This window comes from Clostridium sp. UMB9555A, assembly GCF_030222355.1.
Taxonomy (GTDB): Bacteria; Bacillota; Clostridia; order Clostridiales; family Clostridiaceae; genus Sarcina; species Sarcina perfringens.
Genome location: NZ_JASORQ010000002.1, coordinates 429,422 through 442,428 on the forward strand (window position 1 = coordinate 429,422; position 13,007 = coordinate 442,428).

Here is a 13,007-nt window from a genome sequence, read left to right on the forward strand (position 1 = left end):
ACTGTTAATTAAAAAGCAAAATTCAAAATCCAGTACTCTATAAACTTTTACAAGTTTTAAAATAATCCATTTTAGGTTTATATTCTAAAATTTTTAAACCTTATTTTGTAGTAATACCTCTTTCTCTTTACACTTTTATTATACTACTCTACCCTATCAATGTAAACATTTTCTATTGAATAAATATGGTATTTTTTCCTTATTTAAAAAGTATCATTTTTATAAAAAATATATACTTAAAATTGCAAAAAGAAATTTATTATTACACTAAAATAAAGTCTAAAGTTATTAATATAATCTATTTTTTATAAGATAATCATCTTTATTAGTAAGAAAGTAAAGAGCCTTCCTAAGTATAAACAAATTTCTTTGTTTACCCTATAAGAAAACTCTTTATCTACTTTATATTTTTAAATAATCCCCTTAAAATATCCTAAATTTATTAATTTATTTTAAATACTTTCTATTTACTATTCTTCCTTGTTTTTATTTTTTCTTTTTAAGAAAACAGCTCCAACTGAAGCCATTATAGCTCCTAATAAAGATAGCATAGATCCTCCAAGAACTTGTCCTGTTGTTGGCAATGTTCCTTCTTTCTTAAGAAGTTTTTCATCTTTAACTGAGTTCTCTTCATTACTTTTATTTTCTTCACTAACTTTATTCTCTTCTTTAAGCTTATTAGCCTTTAATTCCTCTTTTGAATCAGTTTTAGCTTCAGGCTTTTGTACTATTTCCTCCTCAATAGGTTCATTATATTTCTTATTGTTATTTGGATCATCCTTTTCTGAATTTTTTAAGGAACTTCTGTCTATAGCAAAGTTAATAACTTTTTCTGATGGATTTCCTGCTTTATCTAAAGCTTCAACCTTTAAGATATACTTACCATCTTCATCTATTCTTGATTTTCCGTCATATTCTTTTCCATTTAAAGTATATTTTAAAGTTGCATCCTTATCATCAATCTCAATTATTGGAGTAACAGATTCATTATAAACTTTACCCTCTTCAACTCCAGTTACAAATATATTAGCAGGTGTTCTATCTATAGAAAACTTAACTTCTTTATTTGATACATTTCCACCTTTATCTGTTGCTTGTACATTTAAAACATAGTCACCATCTTCTTTTATACTAGACTTACCATCATATTCTTTTCCGTTTAAAGTATATTTAAAAGTAGCTTCCTCATTACTAGCTATTTCAGGAATAATTTCCTCATTATATACTTTTCCATCTTCAATATTATTAACAGAAATATTTGCTGGTGTTTTATCTATAGTAAAGTTAGTTTTTACTTCTGTCTTATTTCCAGCTTTATCTGTAGCCCTTGCAATTAACTCATAGTTTCCATCCTCTGAAATAGGAGTTTTTCCATCATAATCTTTTCCATTTAATAAGTAACTAATTTCTGCATCTTCATTAGAAACTACCTTTGGAGTTACATCACTATTGTATATTCCTTGATCTGATACTCCTCCAATTGTCACTTCTGGAGCATTTTTATCAACCTTAACAGTAAGCTTTCTAAGAGTTTCATGACCTAATACATCAACGGCCTTTAATACTATAACATCTCCATCTTTTACAGGAACTTCATATGAAAACTCTCTTCTTGTACTATCATTTCCTGGCTTAGCTCTCTCTTCAACTTCTAATTGAATAGTGTCATTTTTATAGAATTTATATCCTAATGTGTTATCCTCAACAGTACCTTTTATATTTATTTTATCTTCATTAGTTATAACTATACCATCTGATTCTACCTTTGGAGATGATAAGTTTATTATAGGTGATTTAGTATCACATAATATATTACTAGCATAATTATATAACACATTTCCTTTTTCATCTTTAGCATAAATATTAACTTTATTCATACCTTCTTTTAAAGCAACTTTATGTAAGAAAGTTCCATCTTCATTCACCTTAACATCTTCATTATTTAACTTAAATTCTTTTACTGGACCTAAAACTACTCCCTTTACTAGATATTCTAAAGAATTATCAACACTTAAAGTAGCAGTTCCAAAGTTACCTTCAAATTTTATTAATGGATCTGAAGATTCAACCTTTATATTCTTAGATACTTCACCTAAGTTAAATGCTGTATCATTCATAGCTACCTTAACTTCATTTAAAGCATTGTTTTTTAACTTTATGTCACAACTATAAGTGCCATTACTTTCACTTATATTAGCTTTTACACTTTTACCATTTACATACACTGTAGCTATATCTGGTATAATAGAAACATTGTCCTTAGCATTCCATTCTAATTTATAATCTACTTCATTATCATCCTTATTGCCTAATACTTTGTCTCCTGAAGTTATTTCAATATTAGGTGCAGTAAGGTCAACTTGTACTGGAACAACTACCTCTTGATCTTTAGCATTATCATAATCAACTTTTGATTTTATATTTAAATAATATTGTCCTTCTGGTACAACTTCCTTTTCTCCTGTACTTTGGTTATATAGCTTTCCATCCCAAGTTAAGTTCTCAAATAGGTTTGGAGCTTTTCCATTTCCACTTGGTTCACTATATTCCTCTTTTCTTATATAGTCTTCATGTCCTATAACTCCTAAGGATTTTTTATCTTTATCTAATAACTCTAATTCAGTTACCTTAGCATTTCTTAAATAATATAAATATGGAGCTATGATATCACCATTTCCATTTCCATCTGGAGATATTGCTATTTTACTAGGATCTACTTTAAGATTTCCCTTTTCATCTTTTGATCCTAAACCTAGCTTGTACCCAATTGATCCATTTAAATTTGTTAATACTTCTGATGGAACTATAAACTTTTGATTTTTACTATCCCAATTCATAGCTTCTATTATTTGATCTTTTCCCCAATCTCCATAATATCCTATGAAAGGAACTGATAATGATGGAACATCTTTTCCTGTAAGTTTAATAAATCCCTCAACAAATCTATCCTCTGAAACGGCTTTAGGTATTGTTAATTTCACTTTTAAAGTTTCTGTACCCTTAGCTGGAACAATAACTTTATTTTTATCAAACTTAAGATTTGCCCCTTCAATCCTTACATCATGAGACATAGTCTTTAAAGTATCGCTAGTTTCTGTTAAAACTCCACCTAAATTTTCAACATCATACTCAGCCTCTTTATCTCCATAATTTTTTAATGTTAATATAAATTCTTTCTCATTTCCTATTTGCTTTAATGCCACAGTAGAATTATTATTTTCATCTAATACTACAACCTTATTTTTAAGAGCTTCCTCTATTTGCATAAGACCAGCTCCTTGTCTTCTAGGTGAATAAGGTATCTTAGGATTATTTTTATCCATCTCTATCTTAGAAGTACTTATTGCTGTATTTTTTGCTAATTCTACTAAATCCCTTCCCTTAAGATTTGGATTTTCCTTTTTAAGCCCCTCAACTATTAATGTTTCTCCCCCAGCAACATGTGGTGCTGCCATTGATGTACCAGTCTTAATACCATATTTATTATCATTTATAGTTGAATATATATTTCCACCTGGTGCAGATATTTGTGGTTTAAAGTCTAAGCTTGGAGTAGGTCCCCATGATGATGATTCAACAAAATCACCAGCATCACTACTTGCAACTAATATTTTATTGTTTGTAAATTTTATTTTTAAACTTTTATTAATAGCATTTTTAAATTTTTCCCCATCTGAATTTTTAACAAATACTGATGGAATTTTAACCTTTGGATCTGTTGCCATATTTATAAATGACTCATCACCATCTCCATTGTATATTATTACCCCTTCAGCACCAGCTGCCTGTGCATTTAAATTTTTATCTATAAAAGTAATTTCCCCTCTTTTTATTAAGGCAACTTTTCCCTTTAAATCTTTTCCTTTAAAATCTTGTACCTTTCCAAGTCCACAATCTACTAAATCAAAGTCTTTATCTAAATTAAGACTATTTTCTTCTCCTGATAACATAAATGGTATATTAACTGCTTCACCATTATCTTCAAAGCTTATTGTTGGTAATAACATCTTACTATTATGATAGTTTGCTACTGTAAGTGCATCCTTTGCAGTTCCAGGAGCTCCTACTAAACCAGTATCCTTTATATCTGGAACCTTGTATGGAGCCGTTGAATATTGTGAATTTCCAGCGGCCACAACAACGACTACCCCAGCATCCACAGCCTTTTTAACGGCTATTTGTTCTGGATCATCTTCTTTTTGGAATCCAGCAGAAGATCCTAAACTCATATTTATTATGTCTGCTCCTTGATTAACAGATTCCTCAATGGCTGCTACTATATCATCCTCAGCAGCTCCTTGTCTATTAGGATTGTTTGAAAAAACTTTCATAGCTAATAATTGTGCTTCTGGTGCTACTCCTTTTATTGCCTCATTTTTAGCAACCTCTTCATCACTTCCATTGGCAGCAACTATTCCTGCTACATGCATTCCATGCATATCTACTTTTGGATGTGTATCTATAATATTTTCATTTTCATCAGCAAAATTGTAACCATATGGAATTTTTTCTGTAAAATATTTTCCTGGTCCATCTTTTAAATTTTCTTTATTAAGCTTAGCTTTTGATGAATCTATTATTTTCATATCTTTATGATTTGGATCTATTCCTGAATCTATAATAGAAACAACCATTCCTTCACCTTTTAAGCCTAACTCTTTCCAAGTTTCTACTGCCTGTGTTAAATCTTTAGCAGAATTCATAGCTGGATAATAAGTCTTTACAACTTTTACGCTTTTTACACCATCGATTTTCTTTAATTCCTCTATATCTTTTACTTTTGTATCGATACTAAATCCATTTATTAAGGTTCCAAAGCTTTTATTTATCTTTTCTCCTGTAATTTCTTCTGCTTCATCCTTAGCATCTTTTTGTTCTTCTTTTACTTCTTGAATTTTTGCTTCAGATGGTTTTTTCTCACCTTCAGCCTTAGCTTCCTCTATAGCTGCTGGCTTTTCAAGTTCAACTATAACTCTTACTACTTCATTTGGATTTTGATACTTAAAATAAATTTCATCCCTAGCAATATTCTCTAAATTTCTTACTGTATGGCTTGTCCCATTTTGAATTTCCTCTGCCATTACATTAGTTCCTACACTACTAGGCATTATAAGAGCCAATACCACCAAACCATTGAGCGTTGAGGATAAAAACCTCTTCATCTGCTTTTTCTGTTCCTTCATTAAATTTGTCCCCCTTTTTATTATGTTATTTATAAAAATTTTTATAATAAATACTTAGTTGCCCCTACCAAATATTTATATTATAAAAAAATTTTAAGCTTTATATAGAAACTAATAAATTTAAATTATTACATTAATTCCTTAATCTTTTAATTTCTCTTAACACTTTATTTATATTTTAATAGATTATACATTATCAGTTAATTTTTTGAAAGTGTTCTTTTTATTAACTTTTTGTAAATAAATTCTATTAAATCCCTTTAAAAGGCAGTATTACTTTGATTCCCCTACCTACTTATATATTAATTTTTTTTAAAAATATCAATTTCGCTGTTTAATAAATTATAATTAACATTATTAATAGTTTATTAATAAATCATTGATAACGTTAATTATAGTAATAAAAATAAACTCATTAGGTTTAATGAAATATTATACCTAATGAGTTTATTTTAAACTTATCTCTCTTTATAATTTTTAAAATCCCTTACGAAATGGAGGGAATACATAATCATCTTTTTTTCTAAGTGAAATTAATACTTCTTCTCCACAAATATCTTTACATACAACTGTACCTCTAAAAACCTTAAGGTTATCACAAGCTCCCATTTTTAAGAACTCCATAATAGCCTCTACCTTTGTATCATAATAAGCTTCTGGAACTTCTTTACCATTAGGAGTAACTTCTGCTAATATATATTTCTCTGAAATATACTTGCACCAAGCATTTTCTTTATCCCAGTCAACACCAAATTTTTCTGACATCATATCATACCAATTTTCAGCTAGTTTTTTCTTTTCAGACTTATTCTTTCTTCCAACTAATTCTTCCTTAAGTTTCATAACTGCATATCTAAGATAAAAAACCTTATCTACTTCATCTTCAAATTCATATAAATTAAGATCAAATCCATAAGTTTTATAAACCTCAGTAACTTTTTCATTTAGTTTTTTAGAATCAATTATAAAATTTCCATTCTTTGTCTTATATGTAGTAACTCCCATTGCTGTACTCCTTCATTTAGAAATATATTATTTCCTTAAATAATTTAATCTTTAGTCATACATTAAGTTTTTATAGCTTGTTAATATTTCAAAATTTCTATTTTGCTATATTGTATTATTGATAATAACTAATATTATTTATTATATAAAATAGCACTCACTTTTAATAAAAACTTAAAACATAACAATAAAATGACTTTTGTTAACATTTTGTTATTATATTTTATATAATAACATAAACAGTAAAACTTTACCAGTTCTCTTAGATCACTACATAATTTTTATTTATGAAAAACATCAAAATTTTGGTTTAACATCTCCATTTATTAAATCAATAAAATCTTTAATGTAATTACTATTCTCTAAATTCATGGATATATCATATATAAGCCATCCAAAATCATTATTAGACAATAACAACTCTATTCTTTCACGCTCCACTTTCCAATAATACTCTAAATTACAAAAAGCTCTTAACAGGGTTATTTCATTATTAGTGTAACCCCCTCTTCCATCCCAAAGGCCAACAATCTCCTTACAGGCTTTCATACTAGCATAAACATCCTCATTCCTTTCTTCTCCACTAGAATTTAAGGTTGCATAGGCAAATTGTCTAATACTGTACTTAAGTTCTTCATCTAATCTTTTTTCATATAAATATACCTTTGTACTTTTATAAATACCAAAGAACATACTTGCTATTAATAATACTGATAAAACAACTACTTTATTTTTCTTTAAATACTCCCTTAATTTTTTAATAGTCATTGACTCTCCCCCTTATTTCATATATACATTTAATTATATATATTGATATTTTTTCCACAATATTTTTTATATCTTTTATTAAAAAAAATTACAATTGAAGTAAAAATAAAAAAGATGTATTGTTTTTATATAGGTTAATTTAACCCTATAATTTTAAACTTTATATTTAAAAGGAGAAATTAAATTGAAAAGAAGTAATTCATCAAATAATAAGAAAATTGAAATAAAAGAAATCTGCGAAATCTGTGGAGAAGAGATGGATGAAAATCCTTTTGCATATGACTATGATTCAGAAAATAAACTTGTCTTTAAATGTCCAGCATGTGGCCACAGAAAAGTTAGAAACTTATAAAAATTAAGTATTCTTATTTTTAACATTAAATACTTACAAAGAGAGTATAAAATAACAAAAGAGAGAGCTTTACTTAAAATAAAACTCCCTCTTTTGATTAATATATAGGTCAAACTTAATTTTTTAATAAAACACTTTTAAAATTTTATTTTTATTCTACAGGAATAAGTTGCCATTGACTTGTCCAATAAGTATTTGGAACATTTCCATACTGTAAAATACCTTCATAACTTTCTGTATGTATTGACATATTAGGCTTCCATCTGTTAACAAACCTTGTATATCCATCTACTGGTACTTCACTCCATTGAGCACTCCACCAAGTTTTTGGAACCTTACCATGTTCTATATATCCAGTTTGGTTTTCTATATTTAAATATTCTCCTGTTTCATTATTCTTTAATAAAGTGTATCCATCTCTATATTCTTTACTCCATTTTGCATTTTTTTCATTGTTTAAAGTTATGTCCCCATAAGACACTTTATCATTATTTTCTTCAATATAAAGGAATTTTCCTGTTTGTCTATTTCTTATTAAGTAATTATTTAAACTTTCATTCTCTTTATATCCATCTATTGGTTTCCAAACTCTCATATAATCAATTGCCCATTCCTTAGGCCAAACATCATTATGAACACCTGAACCTGCATCTGTGTATATATTTAAAATTGTTCCCATTTCATAGTCTGGTGAACCATATATAACCTTGAATAATTCATTATCATAGTAGAATTTCAAAGCAGTAGGAGTCCATTCCATTGCATAAATATGATATTCAGAAGTTGGATTTCCTGATGGAACTTTATCTTCTGAAATAGTCCAAGATGTTTGGAAGTTTGGATCATTCCATCCATATGCAGCTATTCTCCATGTATCTTTTTTACTAAAGAAAGTTTCTAATATATCAATTTCTCCTGTTTGTTTTGAATTGAACCAATCATTAGTATCATCCTGCATACCAACCATCCACCAAGCTTGATGGCCTCCACCACCTGTGTTAGATATCTTAGCACGAATTTCAAAGTATCCATATTTAGTTGTATAACCTCTCCACTCATTCCTTTCATGGTTATCAGTTGTTCCGCTAAAATTATGTATCCAACTTTTGTCAAAAGACATTATGGCAGATGATCTGACAGTTCCATCATGCTCTGGGCACCATGGTTTCTGATCTTCAGTTATATATTCAACAAGTGATCCATTTTCAAAGCGATAATTAGCCTTAGCACTTTCAGGATCCTTGCACCAATGTGGTAAATAATAATCAGTCCATTTTTCTCTATCTAATGTAGGACCATTAAATTCATCAGAAAAGTCTAATTTATATCCAGCTTTTTCAATTGGATTTGCTGGAAAATCCTTTGCTTTTGAAATAGTAAACGGTAGCAACAATAGTAACATAAAGACAAACATGAATCTTAATACACCTTTTCTATTCAAAAATACCCCTCCAATTTAAAAGTTTGACCTATAAAATATATTTATAAAAAAATTATAAATATCAAAACTTTATAAATTTTCTTGTGAACTTAAAAATTCCAAGAATCTTTCAACGCCCCCTGATAAAATTATTACTTCTTCTGGTCTTTTTCCTTTTAAATTAGAAACATCAAAGAAATCTCCATTTTTTGAGGAATCAGTAATCATAAAGCTATCACTACCATATAAACCCTCATCAATTCCTATGTATTCATCTCCCCAAAAGCTACATTCTTCTGGTAATATTCCAAATTCATCTTTAAAATACCTTAAAATTGTATTTACATTATCACTTTTGCTAGAAACTCCAACTTCTAAGTATTTAGCATCTGTTGTTACTACTAAATCTAAGCCATATTTCTTTCCTATTTCCTCAGAGATTTTAATAAGTTCTAAAATCCCCTCATTAAATCCATGCCTAGTTAAATTTTCTTTTAATATATCAACTTCATTTTCTTGAAGAAATAGTTGCTCTCCCCTATTATTATCAACCATAAGATCTATTTTACAGTAATTGGGTCTGCTAAAAACTATATCCGTCTTATAATCATAGTCTTCTAAAAGCTTCATATGGATATCAAAACAAGCCTTATGAACATCTAAAAGAACTGATTTTTCTGGTATCATACTATTGAATAACTCTAAAGTTTTATTTTTATTAAATTTATAATTATATGCCCCTCTACCTAAGCCCAAAAATAAATTTTCTAATTCTTTTTCAGTAAAATAATCTTGTAATCTTCCACCAGCAATATTTTCAATAGTAGTTCCACTAATTATTGCTAGTTTTATTCCCTTATTAAGTAATCCCTTCATTCTTGAAACTATTTCATCTACTGGTGCCTTCCTAGAAGTTACAGCGGTACCATCCCAATCAAAAAAGATAGCTCTATACCCCTTATTCATAAAACACTCTCCCTTTTTTCTTATTAATACTCAATTTAAACAAAGCAAATTAAAAGTTTTATTTTCACCAGCTAAACTATAATTTAGCTGGTATTTTTATTATTTCACCTAAATTTTCAAGATAAACTTTGACTCCACATATATATAATTCTAAATTCTCTCCCTCTAATAGTCTTATTTCAATTTCATCTTTAGAAATTTTTATTTCTAATAGATTCTTCTTATAGAAAATTTTAAAACTATATGCATTCCACTCCTTAGGTATTGTAGGATTTAATTCTAAAACTCCCTTATTAGTTCTAAGCCCCGCAAAACCATTTACAATACCTTGCCAAGTTCCTGCCATATTTGCAGCATGAATTCCTGCATAAAAATTATTGTGATAATCATCTAAGTCCATTCTTGCTGACTGTGAAAAATACTTGTAGGCCTCCTCATCATATCCAATTTGGCTAGCTAAAATACCAAATATACACGTTGATAAAGAGGAATGATGTAATGTTACTTCTTGATAAAAATCATAGTTTCTTCTTAATTCATTTATACTAAAAAGATTACTATGAAGATACATTGCTAAAATTGCATCAGCTTGCTTTGACATCCTTTGTCTAAATATAAATAGAGGATGATAATTTTCATAAAGAAGATGTTTCTTTTCTTTAGGTATTTTTGAATCATCCCAGGGCTTTCTCTTCATAAAGCCATCATCTAAAGGATACACCCCTCTTTTCTCATCATAAGGAAGATACATATTTTCAATTATTTTTTTCCAATATTCTATTTCTTCGTCTTTTAAATTAATTTTTTTAACCAAATTATCATAAGCTAATTGATCTTTTTCTTTAATCTTATTTAATGCCCATATTGCATCTCTAAGGTTTTCACGGGCCATAAGATTAGTGTAAAAATTATTATCAACTATAGCATTGTACTCATCTGGTCCAGTTACAGCACAAATACAATATTTATTTCCTACATACTCAGAAAATGATCCTACATCAGCCCAAACCCTTGCAGTTTCACATAAAACCTCAGCTGCTTTATCATTTAAATAGTCAAAATCATCATTAACATCTACGTAAAGCTTAAAGGCATATGCTATATCTGCATTTATATGATATTGAGCCGTTCCTAAAGGAAAATATGTTGATGCTTCCTCTCCATTAATTGTTCTCCATGGATATAAAGCTCCTTTATCATGTCCTAATACCCTTGCTCTCTCTCTAGCTTTATCTAAAGTAAAATACCTATAATCTAGTAATCTCTTAGCTAAATCCGGCTTAGTATATACAAATACAGGAATTACATACATTTCTGTATCCCAAAAATAATGTCCTTCATATCCTTCTCCACTTAACCCTTTAGCTCCCATTCCGGTTTTACCATCTCTCCCAGCTGATTGCATAAGGTGAAAAAGATTAAATCTTATTCCTTGTTGAAGTGCATTGTCTCCTTCAATAATTACATCAGCGGTTCTCCAAAACTCTTCAATATGTTCCTTTTGCTCTCTCTCAGCTTCTATATATCCTTTTTCCTCAGCCTCACTTAAAATAGTTTTTATAAAGCCATGTAACTTTTCCTCATTCATATCTAAAGATGTACTATATGCAATAAACTTATCTAATATAATTTCTTCATTTTCCTTAGCATAAAATTCATAAGATACCCCACAAAGCTCATAATTTTTAAAATTCTTTCTTATAAAGTTTTCTGCTGATATTTTATTTACTGCTCCACAAGTTATTGTAAGTTCACTATTTAATGTTGTTCCCTCATAGTAAAGTTCATCTTTTATAGAATCTATATAATCCCTTACAATCCTTTTACCAAAAGGACCATAATCAACTAAAGGATTAGTTTTTCTTGTATGATTTTCTACATTTGCATCAATAGCAGAGATAAATTTTAAATTTCCACTAAAGTTTAAAGGAGTAACTTTATAACGTATTTCCATTAAATTTTTATTATTAAAACTAACAAATCTACTTATGCTAATTTTTACTTTTTTACCCTTAGGTGATACCCATATAAGATCTCGAGTTATCCTTCCCTCTTTCATATGTAAAACTCTCTTATAATCCTCTATTTCACCTGTAAGCATACTGAATTCTTCATCTTCTATAAATAGCTTTATTATTTTAGCATTTGGAAGATTTAAAAGTGATTGACTTTCTGTAGGGAAACCAAAATTCCATTCCCCATACCTTATATGCTCACTTTCATAAAAGCCATTTACAAAGTTTCCTTCTAATCCTGTTTCAACATCAAAATCATATGCCTCTTCAAATGTGCCTCTAGTACCTATATATCCATTAGCCAATGAAAATGTTGTTTCATTTCTATAATTATTTTTTAAAAGAAATTCTTCTTCTGTTATATTCCAAGGCTCTATTTTATAAATAGGCTCTCTATAATCTTCCATATTACTCTCTCCTTACCACTTTATTTTCCAAAAAACTTCATTCTTTTTCACAAAGGAATATAAAAATTCAATGGCATCTGATTTCAATGCTGTCCTATGTTTTGAAATTGCTTCTCTCTTTAAATTTTCTTTTAAATTATTACATTGCATTTCTTTAGGTACAATAAAACTTAATGCTTCATTCCATTTTAAGTTTGAAGTTTCTTCTAGAAGTTTTGGACATGTAAATTCACTAACTTCTTCAGTAATAATAGGCCAATTTTCATCCCCATCACAAGAATGTACTATGCCACTATATAAATTAGGTTCATAGTTATTTTTTTCTCTAAGTTCTTTCAGTATTTCAACTACAAAACAATATAATCCGCTATGATCTCCGTGGGTATCAAACTCAGAGGTTGTAAAAATATTTTTTGGCATATATTTTTCTATTACTCCTAATAAATCATCATGAAAATTCTTTCTAGTATATTTACTATGTTCATTAAAATTTTTAAAGTGATATTCTTTATGATTCTCTAAAGAATAGGTTTCCTTTGAACAACTAGACTCTAAAATTTTATTTTCATCCTTCTCTTCATAAAGATTCCATAAAAAACTTTCTTCTTTAGGCATTCCAGTATCTGCATATCCAAGGACTATTAAATTTTCACTTTGTAACCCTAAAAGTTCTAAGCCTTCTATACTTTCACTAATTCTTGCCCTTCCTATAGAAAAATCTTTACAATCATAATCTCCATTAGTAGCCATTACTACCTTCACATCGACTCCACTTTCTAGGGCATTTTTTATTATTCCTCCTGTCATAAGTAATTCATCATCCTCATGGGGAACAATTATCATAATACTTCCAAAATCTTTGTCTATATTAATATTTTTCATAAATTATCA

Annotated in this window: 8 protein-coding genes; 1 reads left to right on the forward strand and 7 read right to left on the reverse strand. The window is 28.6% G+C overall.

The features are described from left to right. Window positions 1–470 precede the first annotated feature (470 nt). The 3 genes from QP548_RS07245 to QP548_RS07255 form a co-directional block, all read right to left on the reverse strand. Window positions 471–5,183, reverse strand: coding sequence for a S8 family serine peptidase (locus tag QP548_RS07245; protein WP_075808019.1), 4,713 nt, complete (start codon window positions 5,181–5,183; stop codon window positions 471–473). A 477-nt stretch (window positions 5,184–5,660) separates the two neighbouring features. After that, window positions 5,661–6,188, reverse strand: coding sequence for a hypothetical protein (locus QP548_RS07250; RefSeq protein ID WP_061427351.1), 528 nt, complete (start codon window positions 6,186–6,188; stop codon window positions 5,661–5,663). 297 nt (window positions 6,189–6,485) lie between these two features. Next, window positions 6,486–6,956: a hypothetical protein gene (locus QP548_RS07255; RefSeq protein WP_061427349.1), complete on the reverse strand. Its 471-nt coding sequence runs from the start codon at window positions 6,954–6,956 to the stop codon at window positions 6,486–6,488. Between the two features lie 184 nt (window positions 6,957–7,140). On the opposite strand from QP548_RS07255, the gene QP548_RS07260 reads away from it, so the two are divergent. Beyond that, entirely contained in the window at window positions 7,141–7,308 is a 168-nt protein-coding gene (locus tag QP548_RS07260) for a hypothetical protein (RefSeq protein ID WP_004458952.1), read from the forward strand. A 151-nt stretch (window positions 7,309–7,459) separates the two neighbouring features. Here the strand turns inward: QP548_RS07260 and QP548_RS07265 are convergent, their stop codons facing one another. The 4 genes from QP548_RS07265 to QP548_RS07280 form a co-directional block, all read right to left on the reverse strand. Further along, on the reverse strand, window positions 7,460–8,749 hold the full coding sequence (locus tag QP548_RS07265; RefSeq protein ID WP_061427347.1) for a glycoside hydrolase family 16 protein: 1,290 nt from the start codon (window positions 8,747–8,749) through the stop codon (window positions 7,460–7,462). Between the two features lie 69 nt (window positions 8,750–8,818). Beyond that, window positions 8,819–9,694 carry an HAD hydrolase family protein gene (locus QP548_RS07270; RefSeq protein WP_061427345.1) on the reverse strand — a complete coding sequence of 292 codons (876 nt, stop codon included), beginning with the start codon at window positions 9,692–9,694 and terminating at the stop codon, window positions 8,819–8,821. A 76-nt stretch (window positions 9,695–9,770) separates the two neighbouring features. Next, window positions 9,771–12,116, reverse strand: coding sequence for a glycoside hydrolase family 65 protein (locus tag QP548_RS07275; RefSeq protein ID WP_061427343.1), 2,346 nt, complete (start codon window positions 12,114–12,116; stop codon window positions 9,771–9,773). Between the two features lie 12 nt (window positions 12,117–12,128). Then, the gene (locus tag QP548_RS07280; RefSeq protein ID WP_061427341.1) at window positions 12,129–12,998 is read right to left on the reverse strand and encodes a PIG-L deacetylase family protein; all 870 of its coding nucleotides are present in this window, start codon (window positions 12,996–12,998) and stop codon (window positions 12,129–12,131) included. Window positions 12,999–13,007: the final 9 nt, after the last annotated feature.

What these genes read in the sequence shown, in the direction of transcription:
- QP548_RS07245 (WP_075808019.1), bottom strand. Translation starts at nt 5,183, where the DNA reads ATGAAGGAACAGAAAAAGCAGATGAAGAGGTTTTTATCCTCAACGCTC.
- QP548_RS07250 (WP_061427351.1), bottom strand. Translation starts at nt 6,188, where the DNA reads ATGGGAGTTACTACATATAAGACAAAGAATGGAAATTTTATAATTGAT.
- QP548_RS07255 (WP_061427349.1), bottom strand. Translation starts at nt 6,956, where the DNA reads ATGACTATTAAAAAATTAAGGGAGTATTTAAAGAAAAATAAAGTAGTT.
- QP548_RS07270 (WP_061427345.1), bottom strand. Translation starts at nt 9,694, where the DNA reads ATGAATAAGGGGTATAGAGCTATCTTTTTTGATTGGGATGGTACCGCT.
- QP548_RS07275 (WP_061427343.1), bottom strand. Translation starts at nt 12,116, where the DNA reads ATGGAAGATTATAGAGAGCCTATTTATAAAATAGAGCCTTGGAATATA.
- QP548_RS07280 (WP_061427341.1), bottom strand. Translation starts at nt 12,998, where the DNA reads ATGAAAAATATTAATATAGACAAAGATTTTGGAAGTATTATGATAATT.